Source organism: Paraburkholderia humisilvae, assembly GCF_902859855.1.
Classification (GTDB): Bacteria; Pseudomonadota; Gammaproteobacteria; order Burkholderiales; family Burkholderiaceae; genus Paraburkholderia; species Paraburkholderia humisilvae.
The window spans coordinates 1-15700 of sequence record NZ_CADIKH010000090.1 but is presented as its reverse complement, the minus strand read 5'-3'; the positions used below and the strand labels follow the sequence as shown (position 1 = coordinate 15700).

The 15700-nt window shown below is 60.4% G+C and carries 16 protein-coding genes and 4 pseudogenes; 10 read left to right on the top strand and 10 right to left on the bottom strand.

What is annotated here, in order from left to right; genetic code table 11:
- Positions 1-216: 216 nt before the first annotated feature.
- The 6 genes and pseudogenes from HV796_RS36905 to HV796_RS45715 all read left to right on the top strand — a co-directional run.
- A complete protein-coding gene (locus HV796_RS36905; protein WP_175232794.1) occupies positions 217-402 on the top strand; it encodes a hypothetical protein in 186 nt (61 codons plus the stop codon).
- A 96-nt stretch (positions 403-498) separates the two neighbouring features.
- Complete coding sequence (locus HV796_RS46085) at positions 499-693, top strand: M55 family metallopeptidase (RefSeq protein WP_175232793.1); 195 nt, start codon at positions 499-501, stop codon at positions 691-693.
- 72 nt (positions 694-765) lie between these two features.
- Positions 766-1500: pseudogene (locus HV796_RS36895) on the top strand (IS6 family transposase).
- A gap of 416 nt (positions 1501-1916) precedes the next feature.
- Positions 1917-2114 carry a type II toxin-antitoxin system VapB family antitoxin gene (locus HV796_RS36890; RefSeq protein ID WP_175232792.1) on the top strand — a complete coding sequence of 66 codons (198 nt, stop codon included), beginning with the start codon at positions 1917-1919 and terminating at the stop codon, positions 2112-2114.
- Positions 2111-2482 (top strand): type II toxin-antitoxin system VapC family toxin, encoded by a 372-nt coding sequence (locus tag HV796_RS36885; protein ID WP_175232791.1) that lies wholly within the window; start codon positions 2111-2113, stop codon positions 2480-2482. The genes HV796_RS36890 and HV796_RS36885 overlap by 4 nt, the downstream gene beginning before the upstream one ends.
- A gap of 15 nt (positions 2483-2497) precedes the next feature.
- Positions 2498-2836, top strand: a pseudogene (locus HV796_RS45715) (peptide arginase family protein); the annotation flags it as partial.
- A gap of 433 nt (positions 2837-3269) precedes the next feature.
- Here HV796_RS45715 and argE read toward each other — a convergent pair.
- The 7 genes from argE to HV796_RS36845 are packed head-to-tail and all read right to left on the bottom strand — an operon-like array spanning position 3270 to position 8790.
- The gene (gene argE, locus HV796_RS36875; protein WP_175232790.1) at positions 3270-4523 is read right to left on the bottom strand and encodes an acetylornithine deacetylase; all 1254 of its coding nucleotides are present in this window, start codon (positions 4521-4523) and stop codon (positions 3270-3272) included.
- The gene (locus tag HV796_RS36870) at positions 4426-4842 is read right to left on the bottom strand and encodes a RidA family protein (RefSeq protein ID WP_042272881.1); all 417 of its coding nucleotides are present in this window, start codon (positions 4840-4842) and stop codon (positions 4426-4428) included. Before HV796_RS36870 ends, argE begins: the two co-directional genes overlap by 98 nt.
- 19 nt (positions 4843-4861) lie before the next feature.
- Positions 4862-5608: an amino acid ABC transporter ATP-binding protein gene (locus HV796_RS36865; protein WP_175232789.1), complete on the bottom strand. Its 747-nt coding sequence runs from the start codon at positions 5606-5608 to the stop codon at positions 4862-4864.
- The gene (locus HV796_RS36860; RefSeq protein ID WP_175232788.1) at positions 5605-6564 is read right to left on the bottom strand and encodes an agmatinase; all 960 of its coding nucleotides are present in this window, start codon (positions 6562-6564) and stop codon (positions 5605-5607) included. Before HV796_RS36860 ends, HV796_RS36865 begins: the two co-directional genes overlap by 4 nt.
- Positions 6565-6596: 32 nt before the next feature.
- Entirely contained in the window at positions 6597-7259 is a 663-nt protein-coding gene (locus HV796_RS36855) for an amino acid ABC transporter permease (RefSeq protein WP_175232787.1), read from the bottom strand.
- Positions 7249-7929, bottom strand: coding sequence for an amino acid ABC transporter permease (locus tag HV796_RS36850; protein ID WP_175232786.1), 681 nt, complete (start codon positions 7927-7929; stop codon positions 7249-7251). Before HV796_RS36850 ends, HV796_RS36855 begins: the two co-directional genes overlap by 11 nt.
- Before the next feature lie 9 nt (positions 7930-7938).
- Entirely contained in the window at positions 7939-8790 is an 852-nt protein-coding gene (locus tag HV796_RS36845) for a transporter substrate-binding domain-containing protein (RefSeq protein WP_175232785.1), read from the bottom strand.
- A 208-nt stretch (positions 8791-8998) separates the two neighbouring features.
- On the opposite strand from HV796_RS36845, the gene HV796_RS36840 reads away from it, so the two are divergent.
- A complete protein-coding gene (locus HV796_RS36840; RefSeq protein ID WP_175232784.1) occupies positions 8999-9871 on the top strand; it encodes a LysR family transcriptional regulator in 873 nt (290 codons plus the stop codon).
- Between the two features lie 310 nt (positions 9872-10181).
- Positions 10182-10451, top strand: coding sequence for a hypothetical protein (locus tag HV796_RS36835; protein ID WP_175232783.1), 270 nt, complete (start codon positions 10182-10184; stop codon positions 10449-10451).
- A 389-nt stretch (positions 10452-10840) separates the two neighbouring features.
- On the opposite strand, the gene HV796_RS36830 is transcribed toward HV796_RS36835, so the two are convergent.
- Both HV796_RS36830 and HV796_RS36825 read right to left on the bottom strand, forming a co-directional pair.
- Entirely contained in the window at positions 10841-11059 is a 219-nt protein-coding gene (locus HV796_RS36830) for a DUF2471 family protein (RefSeq protein ID WP_246356249.1), read from the bottom strand.
- A 233-nt stretch (positions 11060-11292) separates the two neighbouring features.
- A complete protein-coding gene (locus HV796_RS36825; RefSeq protein ID WP_175232781.1) occupies positions 11293-12837 on the bottom strand; it encodes an IS3 family transposase in 1545 nt (514 codons plus the stop codon).
- A gap of 172 nt (positions 12838-13009) precedes the next feature.
- Here HV796_RS36825 and istA point away from each other — a divergent pair, with 172 nt between their 5' ends.
- Both istA and istB read left to right on the top strand, forming a co-directional pair.
- Positions 13010-14233 (top strand): IS21 family transposase, encoded by a 1224-nt coding sequence (istA, locus tag HV796_RS36820; RefSeq protein ID WP_175232780.1) that lies wholly within the window; start codon positions 13010-13012, stop codon positions 14231-14233.
- Positions 14230-14595, top strand: a pseudogene (gene istB, locus HV796_RS36815) (IS21-like element ISBcen28 family helper ATPase IstB); the annotation flags it as partial. The gene istA and the pseudogene istB, both read left to right, overlap by 4 nt.
- Before the next feature lie 143 nt (positions 14596-14738).
- On the opposite strand, the pseudogene HV796_RS36810 reads toward istB, so the two are convergent.
- Positions 14739-15017 (bottom strand): annotated as a pseudogene (locus tag HV796_RS36810) (transposase); the annotation flags it as partial.
- Positions 15018-15700: the final 683 nt, after the last annotated feature.

Here is a 15700-nt window from a genome sequence, read left to right as displayed (position 1 = left end):
CCGTCGCTCGCAACAAGCTCAAAAGCGCTCAGCACCGACCTTCGATCATCGCCGCGTGCTGGATTCAGGCAACCTTGTGGTGACGTCATGATTTATGGAAAGGTCAATAAACGTCGAGCGTGGAACGGATGCATCGCTAGCCGACCCCGGAGACCCGTCGAGGTGCGCAAAATGCGCTATCCCGTGACCTGTACGCGAAGGCGGCGGAAATCGTCCTTGCAAAACGCCAATGAGATCGCGATCTTGGGGCATGAATTGGCCCAGCGGGCCCAAGCGGAGTGGGGAAAAAACGTGACACTGGAAGGCATCACGGGTGTATCGAACGACGAGACTGCGGTGATGTCGGCCGAAGAAACCGGGGTGTTCGTACACCCGAATATGCGGCTGCTTGCGATGCCATGACGCAGGAAGTGTAATGGGCGATTGCTGGTGCCCGCGCCGCAGGAGCGGAAGAAATCATCGTCGCGGAGAGCCGCTGGTACGACACGAATCTGCTGGATGCAGATTTCGATGTCCCGGTCGTGCGAGGCTCACAAGCCGCGCCTGCGGGCCACGGAGGGCGCTGACGCCGCGATACTGGTCGGTTGGCACGCCAAAGCCGGCACCCCACGAGCCTGTCTGCCGCACACCTACACTGAGCGCATCAAGCGACTGACGATCGACGGCCGGGAGGTTGGCGAATCTGCATGCTGACGCGTCTGATTGCGAGCTATGGTGTACCGGAGCTTTGTCACGTTGGTGCTCGGATCGGGTTAGCATGTGATGATGAAGAAGACGAAGTCGCTTTATCACGGCCACCGGTTTCCGACATCGGTCATTAGCCAGGCGGTCCGGTGGTACTTCCGGTTCCAGTTCAGCCTGCGCGATATCGAGGAGGTGCTGTTCGAGCGCGGCGTGACCGTGAGCCATGAGACGGTTTGCCGCTGGTGCGACAAATTCGGTGCGAGCTTCGCACATCGTGTCAAGGCCGCTCACCGCAAGCCGGGCAGTACCTGGCACCTGGGCGAGTGTTCGTGATGCTGCGTGGCGAGCCTTACGTGCTGTGGCGGGCCGTCGATCAGCATGGTGCGGAACTTGATATCCTGCTGCAGAAGCAGCGTGACAAGTCCGCCGCGAAGCGGTTCTTCAAACGCCTGCTCGCCTCGTGCCCCGACGGGCCGCGCGGATCATCACTGACCAGTTGCGCAGCTATCCGGCAGCGAAAGCCGAGATCCCGGAACTGGTTAACGTGAAGCACGTCTTCGTCAAGTCTGCTGCCAGAATCAACAACCGCGCGGAAAACAGTCATCGGCCACCCAGGAACGTGAGCGGCGCATGAGGCGCTTTTGCAACCCGGGTCGTACGCAGAGGGTCCTGTCGAACTTCGGTCCGATCCGTCAGCACTTCGCGCTCAAGCGACACCTGCTGCGTGCGTCACTCTATCGCAAACAACTCGCCGCGCGATTCGTCACCTGGCGCAAATTCACTGATCAAGCCCAAAATCCGTCTTCCGGTTGCTGAACAGATCGCTCTACTGCCAGCGCTTCTTCTCACTTCGCCAAGTTGACAGCGCCCTCTGAACACGTGCTCGCGAGGGACGTGATTATCAAGGTTGAACGAGTAGAAGAGTTTGTCCCGTGCGCTGCCCAGTTGCCACATCATGACGAATCACTCCCGTCGATCGATGTCTTCCAGGATAGCGAACATTCCGAACCACGGGCAACTTTTTCAACACAATCCGCCGCAGACGCGGAGCGACCGCGTGGCGGCGGACGGATCAGTCATACCGTCATACCTGTTGCAAGCCGCTTTGGCCGTTTTCGCGAGCAACTGCATTGGAATGTTGCGACATAACGCACACGTTACGAGACGACGTAACGCACCGATATTGGCACCAAATGATGCTATAATCAGTGCGCATACTTGCGGAGGCTTCGATGCGTACAACTATTGCGCTTGATGACGACCTGGTCGCCAAGGCTCAAGCCTATACGGGCGTGGAGGAAAAAACGGCACTCGTGCGCGAAGCGCTGAAGGCCTTGATCCAGCGTGAAGCCGCGAAACGACTCGCGAATCTTGGCGGTAGCCAACCAGGCATCAAGGGCGCGCCGCGTCGTCGGCAGGATGTCGAATGATTCTTGTCGACACGTCGGTCTGGATTGACCATATCAACGCTTCTGATCCTATCCTGATTACCCTGCTTGCCGGGGAGCGTGTGTTGACGCATCCATATGTGATCGGCGAGATTTCGCTCGGTAGTTTGCGTGACCGTGACGTCGTGCTTGGCGCGTTGCTCGATCTGCCGCGCGCGCCGGTTGCAACACCGGAGGAGACGTTTTATCTGATCGAGCGCGAAGGTTTGTTCAGTCGTGGAATCGGATATGTCGACACGTCACTGTTGGCGTCCGCGCGCCTACAACCCGGCATCACCATCTGGACGCGCGATAAGCGATTGAAGAAAGTTGCCGATGAACTCAATCTTGGCGCGGTGCTCGCGCACTAGATAACGGAAAAGGTGATGCACGAAGTCGACTTCAGCCAGCTACAGCCGGATGACGAGTACGTTTTCGATCTCGGATCGGACGTATTGCTCATGGATGATCACCGCTGGGCATCCCTCGTCTGGACGCGCTCCGGCTTCGAACGCGAGATCGGACCGTTTTCACTCGTGCATGCTGACTATCACTGGGACGGCGTGAACGATTTCCACGAAAACGAGGATGCGCGTGAGCGTCTGCTAACGGCCGACCTGATGGAAATCGAGGCGATGGTTCGCAACAAAGACCGCATCCAATACGACTCGTTCATCGCGCCAGCCGTGATCCGGAAACTTGTGACAGAGGTACACTTCCCCGGCAAGCAGACGAGCACCGGGCCGGGCCTTGGAGACCGTCTACGACTATGGGGTCCAGGCGGTGCCCATGATGAGTTTCTGATGGCAGCGACTGTGCGAAATCTGCGAAGAATGGCCAGGACTCTCATGTCAGGAAGCAAGCAGATGAACCATGCAGTTGCATGACGAGCAACGGGGACCGTTGGCTCGTTCAAGGTCGCGGCTTTGCCGATCATCGTCACTCGAAAACGTTCTGCCAACTCCTGCGTGTCCGACTAGAACACGACTTTTTCAACACGATCGAATGCAGAGCGGCCGTTCACTAACCCGTTTGAACAATCGTTCCGGGTCGGCTAGGAAGTTCGACACTACGATGCCACGGAAGCTTCGACGATCGGCGCCGGAATCGCATATTTGAACTTTTGCATGGGACGCTATGCCCGAGGGCAATCGGGCTTTACTGCAAGCAACGGGTTAGCGGGGCGACAAAGCTATCGCATGCATCGAGTTGCGTCAGCGCGACGTATTCGTCCGGTTTGTGCGCGATCGTGATGTCGCCCCGGCCACAGACGGCGGTCGGCACCGACAGACGCATCGAGAAGAGGTCGCCCTCGGTGCCGAACGCGACTTTGCGCTTTTGCGTGTCGGGCGGCAGGAGAGTTCCGAGAAGCTTCACAGCGTCGCTCGCGACATGCGTGTCGAGCCCGGGATAGGCGTTGACTTCCTCGACGGCGGGCAGATGCACTTTCCCATGAAGCGTCATGGCACTCGCGATCGATGCGTGCGAACGGATGTCGCCGAGAATTGATGCGGCGTCGTCGCTCGCGAGCGTGCGGATTTCAAAGTCGAGCGTGCATTCATTCGGCACGATATTGAGCACCTTGCCTCCGCGAATCGTGCCCACGTGAATCGTCGAATACGGCACGTCGTAGCTGTCGTCGCGTGCACCGCTTTCGGCCCGATGCTGCTGCGCTGCGCGAATCCCCGCGATCCAGTCGGCTGCGACGTGGATCGCGTTCAGATACTTTGGCGCGAGCGCCGGATGGCCTTCCTGACCGCAACAGATCGCGCGATAGGCGGCCTTGCCTTTGTGGCCGGTCGCGATCTGCATCATCGTCGGTTCGCCGACGATGCACAGTTCCGGCCGCACCGGCGCGACCTCCAGCACGCCAATCAGTCGCCGTACGCCGACGCGGCCGATCTCCTCATCGTACGACAACGCCAGCTGCAGCGGCTTCTTTAACGTCCGCGCCGACGCATCGATCATGGCGATCACCGCGCACGCGACGAAGCCCTTCATGTCGGCGGCGCCACGGCCATAGAGCCGCCCGTCACGCAGAGTGGCCTCGAAGGGCGGCATTATCCATGGCTGGCCTTCGACATGCACGACGTCGGTGTGTCCCGACAGCATCACGCCGGGTACGTCCGCCGGTCCCGTGCTCGCGAACAGGTTCGCGCAGCTGCCGGCGCCGTTCCAGACTATCGTGCTACTGATGCCTGCCGCGCCCAGCAAGCCAGCGACATGCTCGATCAGCGCGAGATTCGGCGTACGCGTAATGGTCGGGAACGCGATCAGCGTTTTCAGGAGTTCGGCACTCGGCTGAGCGGCATGGTTACGCGTCCGGCTTGACCGCGATGACGTCGATTTCGACGACCCATTCGGGACGCGCGAGCGCCTGCACGACGATGCCGGTCGACACCGGAAACACACCCTTGAGCCAACGGCCCATCACGTTGTAGACGGCTTCGCGATAGCGTGGATCGATGATGTAGACCGTGACTTTGCAGATGTCCTCGAGCTTGCTGCCGCATTCGTCAAGCAGCATCTTGACGTTCGACATCGCTTTTTCGGTTTGCGCGACGACATCGCCGATGCCGACCGATTCGCGTGTATCGAGATCCTGGCCGATCTGGCCGCGCAGGTACACCGTGTTGCCGGCAATGACCGCCTGGCACAGATCGTTGTCCAGCTTCTGTTCCGGATACGTTTCTCGAGTATTGAATTTGCGGATGCGCGTATGAGTGGTCATATCGTGATGATTCGAAAGCTCAGTGATGAAGAATCCTGGAAAGAAAGCGTTTCGCGGCGACGCTGGCGGCGTCCTGGAAGAACGCGTCAGTCGGGCTGTCTTCGATGATCGCGCCGTCTTCCATGAAAACAACGCGATGCGCGACCCGCCTGGCGAAGCCCATTTCGTGCGTGACCACCATCATGGTCATGCCTTCGCGCGCGAGTTCGACCATCACGTCGAGCACTTCGTTGACCATCTCCGGGTCGAGCGCCGAGGTCGGTTCGTCGAACAGCATCGCCATCGGATCCATCGACAACGCGCGCGCAATCGCAACGCGCTGTTGCTGGTCACCCGACAGTTGCCCCTGATACTTGTGTGCATGCGCCGACAGCCCGACGCGGTCGAGCAGTTCACGCACTTTCGTGCGCGCCCGGCCCCCGCCGCGATCGAGCACGATGCGTTGCGCGAGCGTGAGATTGCGCGTCAGATCCGGATGCGGAAACGGTTCGAAGTGCTGGAACACCGTGCCGACGCGGCTGCGCAGTTTTGGCAGATTGGTCGACTTCGTGGCCAGCGATGTGCCATCGACGACGATGTCGCCCTTCTGGAACGGCTCCATTGCATTGACGGTCTTGATCAGCGTCGATTTGCCCGAACCCGACGGCCCGCACACGACGACGATCTCGCCTTTGTCCACGTGCGTCGAGCACTGCTTGAGCACATGATGGCTACCGTACCACTTGTCGATGCCACGGATATCGATGACGGCATGATGCGAGCTCATTTGTCGAAATATCCCGCGCGGATCGACGCGCCGATCAGATTGAGAATCAGGCGCCCGGCGGTCACACACGAAATCAGATTCGCGTCGTCTTTTTCCGGCTGGATTTCGACAATGTCCATGCCGACCACGCGGCCTTTCTTCACCAGCCCGTGAATCAGCTTGCGCGCCTGGACGAAGGTCACTCCGCCGGGCGCCGGACCCGCGACGGCCGGCATCACCGACGGATCGAGGCCGTCGGCGTCGATCGTCAGATAGTAGTTTCCGCCGTCGGGGATGCGCGCGAGCACCGCATCCATGCCGATGTCATGCAGTTCGTACGCAGTAACGAGTTCCGAGCCATACGCGCGTGCGGCGACGAGTTCCTCGGGACGCCCGCTGCCTTGCGCGCGCAGACCGATCTGGATGATGCGATCGACGTGCGCCATCTCCGACGCGCGGCGGATCGGGCTCGACATGCCTTCGCGAACGCCATTCACGTCGTCGCGCCAGTCGAGGTGGGCGTCGATGTGCACGAGCGTGATCGGACCTTTGGCGTCGAGGCCGCGCAGGATCGGCGTCGTGATGCCATGATCGCCGCCCAGCACGATCGGCATCGCGCCGCCCGCAATGATGCGGCGAACCGCTGCTTCAGCGCGCGCGTAGTGTTCGCCCGGCCTCGTAAGATCGGGAATGATGTCGCCGCAATCGACGAAGCGCACGTCGTCGCGGCCTTGCAGCAGCGGGCCGTCGATATCGAAGTCGTAGTGCCCCGGCTTGCGCACGACACGGTCGGTCGCTTGACGGATCGCTGAAGGCGCGTTTGTCTGGTCGTTGCCGAAATCGGACGGCGAGTACGGTGCACCGTACGGCATGCCGAGCACGGCGATATCGGCCTTCAGGTTGTCGATGTCCAGATCGAGTTCCGAGTAGAGCAGCGTGGGATGGCCGGTGCGCGGCGCTACGGTGTATTGAGTCATGCGAGCATCTCCAGGGGAATGGGGAATCTGCGTCAGACATGGCGCGCGCGCCGTCCGATCGCCGTCTCCAGACGGCGTCCGACGCCGGCCAGCAGAACGCTGCAGATCCAGTAGATCAATGCCGTCGTGCCGAGCACTTCGACATACGCAAAGGTGTTAGCGGTGAGCAAATTGCTCTGATACGTCATCTCCGGCAGGCTCATCACCGAGAAAATCGCCGAGTCCTTGAACATCATGATCACGAGGCTTGTGGCCGGTGGCGTGATGTAACCGAACAGCTGCGGCGCAATCACGTGGCGCTGGGTCTGCCAGAACGTCATGCCGAGGGACAACGACGCCTGGGTCTGGCCGCGCGCCACGCTGCGCAGCGCCGCGCGCAGGATTTCGCAGAAGTAGCCGCCCGTGTAGAACGCCGTGCAGCCGATTGCAACCGTCATCGCCGATGCGCCCACGCCGAGCTTCGGTAGGCCGAAGAACGACAGGTAGACGAGAATCAGGTACGGAATGTTGCGCACCAGTTCGACGTAGGCGAGCGCGACCGGCTTCAGGAATGTGCGCGATTGCGCAGCGTACGCGGCGACGGTTCCCGCGAGGGCGCCGATCGGGATGCCAATCGCGCTGACCAGTGCGGTGATGCGAAGCCCGTCGAGCAGCACCGGCACCGCTTCGCGGACGATAGACATATCAATGGCCATGAGGCAGCATCCTCGAAACGCGGCGCTCGCATAGTCGCGAAACAGCCGAGATGCAGAACAGGATCACGAAGTAGACTGCCGCTGTGATCGTGAAGACCTGCAGCGGCAAGTCGGTTTGCAACGTGGCGTTGCGCGCGACCGTTGCGAGTTCCGGCACCGCGATGATCGACATCAGCGACGACGCTTTCAGCAGGAGCGTGAACTCGCTGGTGAGCGGGGGAATCGCGCGATAGATCATCTGCGGCAGCAGCACGTGACGCCACACCTGTGCGGTGCGCATGCCCATCGCGTAACCGGACGCGCGCTGTCCCCACGAGATCGTGCCGAGCGATCCGCGCAGGATTTCGACGATGTACGCGCTGGTATTGCAGGCGAGCGCGGCGATACCCCCGGTGATTGGCGAGATCGAAATGTTGAGCAGTGCCGGCACCATGTAGTAGGCGATCAGCATGTGAATCAGCGCCGGCGTGCCGCGAATCATGCTCACCCACAACATCGCCAGTGCGCGCAGCGGACCGAACGGCGAGATGCGCGCAAGCAGCAGCACGATACCGAGCGCGAGACCGATGACGAACGCACAGGCTGACGCGGCCAGCGTAACCGCGGTTCCCGACACGACGCCGTCGAGAAATGGCGCGATCACGCCACCTTTGTCGATCCAGTCGAGCATGACGGCGCGTCAGATGGCGCCGGCCGGCAGATAGTTCGCGTGCGGAGTGTCCATCGGCGTGCCGAACCATTTTGTCTGTAACGCGGCAAGCTTGCCGTTCGCGCGGAATTCCTCGAGCGAATCGTTGATGAACTTGCGGATTTCGAGATCGTTCGGGTTGGCGACCCACGCGAGCAGCTTCGGCTGACCGATCGTGCCGGCAATGCGGAATGTGTTCGGCTGTCGCTTCATCTCCACGGCGGCGATGTTCGACGGCATGAGCGCGACGTCGACGGTCCTGTTCGCGAGCGCGTTCGACACGTCCGGATACGCCTGGAACAGCTTGGTGCCTGCATAGCCCTTGCCGGTCTTTTCCTTCAGTTCCTTCTCGAACTCGTCGGCGACGGGCTGTGACGACGAACCCATTTGCGTGCCGATCGTCTTGCCGCCGATGTCGAGATCGCGTTTGATCGAGGTATCGTCGGCGCGCACCAGCAGCACGGAGCGCACCACGCCGACCGGCTCACTGAACGCAAAACGTTTGGCGCGCTCCGGCGTGATGCCGACACTGGTCGCGACGAAGTCGAACTTGTGCGACATCAGGCCTGGAAGCATGCCTTGAAACGGCAGATTCATCTGCTCGAGTTTCACACCCAGCTTCGCTGCCATCAGCTCAAGCACATCGTGACCGTACCCGACGATCTGACCGTTCTCGACGAATTCGAACGGCTCGTACGCGGCTTCCGTGCCGACCACCAGTTTGCCGCGCTGCTTGATGTCCGCAAGCGTGCCGCCCTCGGCAAGCGCGAGCTTCGGCAACGCCAGTGCGGTCCCCGATGCGAGCGTGGTTTTAATGAAAGATCGTCTGGTCAGGTTTTTCATTGCTCTCTCCGCGTGCTGGTCGTGTGGCCATGTGGGTGACGGACCGGCGCATCGTGGACGCCGCAGCTTCGCGCGATTCGCCAGGTGCCCGAATGTATGCCGCCATAAAGAGAGTGAAAAATGATTTTTTTATCAGTATGGTTTCAGAAAATGAAACCTTTCAAATGCGCTTGTCCCGGCCGTTCGACCAATTTAAGGAGCCATCCAGGTGCACCGACCTGATTTCAACGAACGCGATCTGCGCTCGCTGCGCATCTTCTGCGCTGTCGCGCAAGTCAACGGTTTCACTGCGGCAGAGAAGCAACTGAACATGTCGAAGGCCTCGATTAGCCGTCACATCCGCGAAGTCGAGGAGACGCTCGGCGCCCGGCTATGCGAGCGTGGTCCGTCCGGATTCGTGCTGACGCATGCGGGAAAGGTCGCACTCGATCTCGCGCGCGATGCGATTCGGTCTCTGGAACGGATCCAGCCGGAAATTGACGCCCTGCGCGGCGTGCTGTCCGGCACGCTGTCGATCGGGATGGTCGAGCACATCGCCAGCGACGACGCCTGTCATCTGCCTGAGGTACTCGCCGCGCTGAAGGAACAGGCGCCCGACGTGAGCGTCGAGTTGCAGGTCATGACCTTCAACGAACTCGATCTGGCGTTGCGGGAGCGTCGGGTGCAGGTTGCGATTCGGGGCATGTACCGGCGCGAGGCGGGTTTCCATTACCTGCCGCTCTTCATCGAGCGGCAAGCGCTGTATGTGGCACGTCGTAAGATGCGCGATGCGTCGACACTGCCGCTCGTCTATCGCGAGCAGCCGTTCGTGCACGAGGCGCTTCATATGCTGGGGATGGAGCGCGGACCGTCTGCGTCGGGCCTCGAGGCCGTTGCGATGCTGGTGCTGTCCGGGCACTACGTCGGCCTGCTGCCGCAGTTCTATGCAGCGTCGTTCTCGAAGCGGCATGCGCTAGCTAAAGTGCCGTCCGGCCCGCTTTATGAAAATACGATCAGCGCGATCATCGAAATTTCTCGACCCAGAACGCGCGCGCTCGAACTGTTTCTGGGTCTTGTCCAGCAACTTCATCGCATTGAGTGATTGAGGGACCGCTTCGGGGTCGCACGCAGTCGATCGACGTCAGGCGGAGGTCATGGTGAACCTGTTCATCCTGTCAGGGCACCACCGTCGTGTGATCCTGACGATTAGTCAACCCGACATCAACGACCAGAATCAGGGCGCGCAGCGGCCCGTTCGCCGTTCAGCCTGAGTTGCTCTGCATTCAACTGCAATGAGATCGAAGGGTAGGCAAGTTCCGTATGCACAACGTATGTGAATCTCTATTCGAACCCTCGTAAGGAAAGAAGAGCTCAAGCTGCTGAGTGGCTCTAACCAAAAGGTGTGTGGCGGGATGCGTTACTCAGAAATGATCGCCGAGCTGCTTCAACCGGTGCTGGTCGCGCTTCGAGGATCGCTGAGAACAGCGGCGCATGCTTTCTTCGTGACCGAGCAAGACGTCCTGAACGAATTGGCTCCTGCGGAGGTATTGGCGGGAGTGCCGTTCGAGACGCGTGCGTTGGTGCATCCCAGCCGGCTGCGACTCCTGCAGTTACCCGCGATGGAACGCCAACGCTGGGTCTTGTCGCTGGTTCGGACGTCGGAGAAAGGCATGACTGAGTGAACGGCTAGAGCAATGTCCAACGAGAATGAACCGACTGTCGAATTATCACGGCACTTGCGAAGCTTGGTGCTATCGCGTGAACTTCTGAGGGGGGCGCGTGTATTCCCGACACCGGCACGAGGCATCTTTATGCATTGCTGGTGAATAAAGGAAGTGGAAGGTAGTGAGGTAGACGGTACCCCAATGGACTGCCCCCTGGCACAGTCCGGGTTTGCGCCTCCACTGACGGATTCGTTACGAGGTGCGTCGGTGGCGAGTCAGTCGCATGTGCCGTTATCTGCGAGCTGCGACGCCCGCCAGATTGCCGGGTGGATTTCGTCAAGGCTATTGCGCTCCACGGCGGCGAGCATTAATCAGGATTCCGATTAGACGACGTATCCACACCGAACTCATGCACGAGTGCGCGCATGATCGCGTAGACCGCGGGCAATGGGGTCATCCTCATGCTGCCAGTCCACGTTGGCATCCAGATCAGGACCGGTCAGACGGCTGTCGGCGAGGCGGGCAAAGCCGTTACGGATTCCGACTGCATGGCGCCCCTGAAAACCCAGATCCACGAACGCCTGTTCCTCGATATCGACGAGCAGGCGCCATATCGGCGCCGGCACCCAACGGCCCAGCTTTCCCTGGCGAAGCAATCGAAGATAAGGCTGCGCTTTGACATCCTCCCCGCCCCTGAAGGACTGGGATTCCTACGGGTGCGCAAGCACCTTCGGTGGGTTCCTGCTTCACCGGGCGGCCTGACTGCGCCATCCCTCCACAGGCAATCGCGGCATGTCCTGCCTGTCAGCGTCGGATAGATACTCCCCACTTGGGGGTGCGGCTAAATTCCTGGACTGGTTTATGCCGCAAGTCCGAGACTTTCCCGGTACTCGATCGGGCTGCGGGAGCCGAGCGAGATCTTGATCCGCTTTGCGTTGTACCAGCGGATATAAGAGTCAACCACCTCGATGAACTGCTCAATGGTTGTAGCCCGCCAATCACGAGGATAGAACAGCTCGGTCTTCAGTCGCCCGAAGAAACCTTCACAGGCTGCATTATCGGGAGAGCATCCCTTGCGTGACATCGAGCGGATGAGCCTGGCGTCGCGCATCCGTGAGAGCCATCCCGGCCAGCGATAGTGCGCACCGCGATCGGAATGGACCACAGGCCGTTCCTCGCTGTTGGCCACCGTGCTGATCGCCGCATCCAGCATGGTATTTACGAGTTCAGCGTCCGGCCGCGTGCCGATTGTCCAGCTCACGACAAGACCGTCGAAGCAGTCGATCACCGGCGACAGATAGACCTTGCCTGCCGGGACCTGGAATTCGGTAATGTCGGTGAGCCACTTTCTGTTTGGTGCGGCTGCACGGAAGTCACGATTGATGAGGTTCTCCGGCGCGGGACCGATTTCGCCGCGGTACGAGCCGTAGCGACGTCGCCTGGTCGTGGCAGCGGCCAGGCCGTCCTGTCGCATCAAACGTCGCACGACCTTCTCCGAAATGAAGACCTGCTGCCTGCCCAGTGCTGCGCATATCCGACGATATCCGTAGCAGCGGTGATTGAGTTCAAAGAGGTTCGCGATGACGCTACGTGCGGCAGCATACTTGTTAGCGACGAGCAGGCGTGCACGATGATAGAAGTAGGAACTGCGAGCAAGTCCCAACACGGCTAACAGCTCCGGCAATGCGTAGGCTTGTTTCAGGGCGTCAACCAGCATCGTCTTCTCCCGGTTGCTCAGGAGCTGCGGGTTGACGCCCACTTCTTTTTTTAACAGTTCATTCGCCTTTTTCAGGATGTCGTGCTCGAGTTGCAGTTGCCGGATGTCGCGTCGAAGCGATTCGACCTGTTGCTCCAGTTCCGCACGCTTATGGTCCGGTGCTGGCTTCTTCGTCTGGCGCTTCATGGATGCTGGGGCCTCACGACCGAGTAGCTGGTTCTTCCAGTTGTAGAGCGTCGGCCTGCTCACGCCTGCCTTCTGGGCAATCAGGCACGCGCTTCCTCCTCTGGTGCACAGTTCGATCACTGCCGCCTGCCTCACCTCCTGCGACTTCGGAACACTGCCAGCTACTCTGCCGATAATGCGCTTTCCGATCTCGGGGCGCAGTTCCTCTATCCAGGCTGCAAGCGTCTCCCGACCAGGATATCCAAGAACTCTCAGGGTGGCAGCAGCACAATGGCCATGGCTCAGATAATGATCGACGGCCGCCTTCTTCTGTTCGGCCGAATACCTCGGCCTCGAACGGACGTAGCCGGCCGGAAAATCATGACACCGTTCGTATTCGCGATGCCAGGACTTAAGAGAATTCTTCGTTGGGTAGCCCAGTTGTCTGATGGTCGCCCCAATGCGCTTGCCCAACTTCAAGTACAGCCGGACCGCTCGCATCCGGTCTTCGTACGAGTACATGAACTACCTCCAGGTAGTCTAGGTTTTCGTCCGCACCCCCCTTTTCGTCGAAGTAATTTTCCCCAGTTTTTTATCTGACGGCACCGCGCTAGCGGCGCCGTCCTGTCGATCACCGACCATATCGCCCTTCGGGTCCGTCGCGGGGGTGTCGGTGGTCGAGCTGGGAGAAGTGATGACGATTCTGGAATTGCACCGGCAGGGGCTGAGTATCTCGGCCATCGCCGCTCGACTCGGTATGGATCGCAAGACCGTTCGCAAATACATCAGCAATGGCGTACAGACACCGCGTTACGGTCCGCGTGCGCCGCGGCCGTGCGTGGTAGACCATTTCGCCAGTTATGTGACCGAACGCGTGCGTGAGTTTCCCGATCTGAGCGTTGAGCGTCTGCTACGGGAGGTTCGGGCGATGGGTTACGTGGGCGGTCGCACGGCGCTGGGTGATCTGGTTCGCGAGGTCCGGCCGCCACGTCAACGCGGCTTCGAGGTCCGCTTCGAAACGCCCGCCGGTCATCAGGCTCAGGTGGACTTCGTGCACTTCAACGTTGAATTCGACGACGTCCCGGGCCAGCGGCGCTCGATCTGGCTGTTCTCGATCGTGCTCGGCCACAGTCGTTACCTGTGGGGCCGCTTCGTTGAGCATCAGGACCTGCAGACCGTTCTGCGCTGTCACATGGAGGCATTCGGGCATCTGGGCGGCGTACCGCGCGAGATTCTGTACGACCGGATGAAGGCAGCCGTGCTGGGCGAAGTCGACAGGCACATCGTCTATAACGCGAAGCTGGTCGCGTTTGCGCAGCACTACGGCTTTGCACCGCGCGCCTGCAAGGCCTATCGCGCCAAGACCAAGGGTAAGGTCGAGCGGCCGTACCGCTATATCAGGCAGGACTTCTTCCTCGCGCGTCGTTTCCAGAATCTCGCCGACCTGAACCGCCAGTTGCGCGAATGGCTCGACACGGTAGCCAATGCCCGCGTGCACGGCACGACGCAGCGCATTGTTGCCCGGCACTTCAGCGAGGAGCGTCCCGCATTGCAGACGTTGCCCGTCGGCGCGTTCAATGGCGTGATCCGGCTTGAGCGGCGCGTGAGCCACGAAGGTCTGGTCTCCGTCGGCGGCAACTACTACAGCGTGCCCGATCGTACGCGCAGACGCACGCTCGACGTTCACAGTCTGGCTCACGAGATCCGCATATACGAGGACGGCGAACTGCTGGCTGTTCATCCCGTGCTGGAGGGCCGGCGACGGACATCGCTGTTGCCCGGTCATCGGCGCTCCGGCCAGCGCAGGCAGGCGACTGAACATGGCGTGCCGCCGGTGACGCCCGTTGTGGCACGCCGGCCCCTGTCGTTTTATGACCAGGTGGCCAGACGTCTGGCCGATGCAGGGAGGTCCGCATGAGCGGACCTGCCTCGACACTGGAGCGTATCCGCCGTTATCTCGTCGGCCTGCGCATGCCGCGCGCGCTCGAAGCACTGGACGCCACACTGAACCGCTTCGAACAGGGCGACAGTTCGATGCTAGAGGTGCTCGAAACCCTGCTGGGCGAAGAGTTCACCACGCGCGAGACGCGTCGCATCCGCATGGCGTTACAGACCGCGCGACTCGGCACGATCAAGACACTGGCTGGCTACGACTTCAGCTTCCAGCCGAGCCTCGAGCGCGATCGCATCATGACGCTCGCGCAGCTCGAGTTCATCGAGCGACGACAGACCGTGCACTTCCTTGGGCCGCCTGGAACGGGTAAATCGCACCTGTCCATTGAGGGTGCGGCAAAAATCCTGGACTGGTTTATGCCACACCCCCAAGTGGGGAGTATCTATCCGACGCTGACACCTACGACTGTCGGTTCCATTTGCGCTCTCCTGGTAGGGACGATGACGCATCAATTATGCGATGAGGAGGCATCCATACCATTTTTTCCCAGCAGGCGTTGCAACTCCTTTATCTGCTTGAGTGCGTCACCCAGCTCGAACGCCGGCACAACTTCTTCTCCAGCGCTCACCGCCGACAGGCTACCGTCCTGATGCAGCTTGCGCCATTGAAACAGCTGGTTTGGGTTGATGCCGTGCAGCCGCGCCACCATCGAAACCGTCTTGCCTGGCTCGAACGTTTCTCGAAACATTGCCAGCTTCTCATCCGCTGACCAACGCCTCCAGCGTTCTGGACCTGTCAACACTTCCATCACTTCATTCTTGTTGTTAATCATATACGCAGTCTTATGAGCGGGTAAGGCTGCAGCGTCACCGCTGCAGCCTCCCCTAAGAACCGTACGTGCAAGTTTCCCCGCATACGGCTCAAGCATTCCCAAAGCCACATGAATGTGTGACCGATGTGCACAATCGCACATCTGCGCGTCGCGTTGCCGAAGTCTTCCCGCCGCAGCGGAGGGCGCAGACACCGCGCGCGGTGCTCTCTCATGCTTCCCTCTGTGGAGTCTTTCGACAGCTTCGCGCTGGAACACCGAACGGAAGTCTGCTCGCTTTCGCGCGGGGTTATGTTGCAACCCCTATCAGGACCGTTACAGCCCGGCATTCGCTTTTTCCGTCTTCTCATACCCGCACAGTCAACAACTTGCCTTGCGGCTTGTCTGCCTCGTGGGCAACTGTACGGGCTGATATGATTTTCCGTGTCAATCGGTGTAGTGGTTTTCCGTCTTTTCATAGGGCAAATTCAGTTTCCTGAGGACGGCGCAGCAGTAATGTCGACGGTGGATCAGGCTGATATGCGCGGGTTGGATACCGCATTACAGTGGACCGCCTCATGAGCCTGCCGCTACCTTACCGCGCAAGTCGGCCGATGGCCGTTGCGAAGTCCGAACGCGGGTTGCCCGAATGCCGGGCTGCGCCGTCTTCAGGAAGCTTTTTC

Coding starts and splice junctions, on each gene's coding strand:
- HV796_RS36835 (WP_175232783.1), top strand. CDS start 10,182: ATGCGTTACTCAGAAATGATCGCCGAGCTGCTTCAACCGGTGCTGGTC.
- HV796_RS36850 (WP_175232786.1), bottom strand. CDS start 7,929: ATGCTCGACTGGATCGACAAAGGTGGCGTGATCGCGCCATTTCTCGAC.
- HV796_RS36890 (WP_175232792.1), top strand. CDS start 1,917: ATGCGTACAACTATTGCGCTTGATGACGACCTGGTCGCCAAGGCTCAA.
- HV796_RS46085 (WP_175232793.1), top strand. CDS start 499: ATGCAGATTTCGATGTCCCGGTCGTGCGAGGCTCACAAGCCGCGCCTG.
- HV796_RS36845 (WP_175232785.1), bottom strand. CDS start 8,790: ATGAAAAACCTGACCAGACGATCTTTCATTAAAACCACGCTCGCATCG.
- HV796_RS36855 (WP_175232787.1), bottom strand. CDS start 7,259: ATGGCCATTGATATGTCTATCGTCCGCGAAGCGGTGCCGGTGCTGCTC.
- HV796_RS36870 (WP_042272881.1), bottom strand. CDS start 4,842: ATGACCACTCATACGCGCATCCGCAAATTCAATACTCGAGAAACGTAT.
- HV796_RS36860 (WP_175232788.1), bottom strand. CDS start 6,564: ATGACTCAATACACCGTAGCGCCGCGCACCGGCCATCCCACGCTGCTC.
- istA (WP_175232780.1), top strand. CDS start 13,010: ATGACGATTCTGGAATTGCACCGGCAGGGGCTGAGTATCTCGGCCATC.
- HV796_RS36825 (WP_175232781.1), bottom strand. CDS start 12,837: ATGTACTCGTACGAAGACCGGATGCGAGCGGTCCGGCTGTACTTGAAG.
- HV796_RS36865 (WP_175232789.1), bottom strand. CDS start 5,608: ATGAGCTCGCATCATGCCGTCATCGATATCCGTGGCATCGACAAGTGG.
- HV796_RS36885 (WP_175232791.1), top strand. CDS start 2,111: ATGATTCTTGTCGACACGTCGGTCTGGATTGACCATATCAACGCTTCT.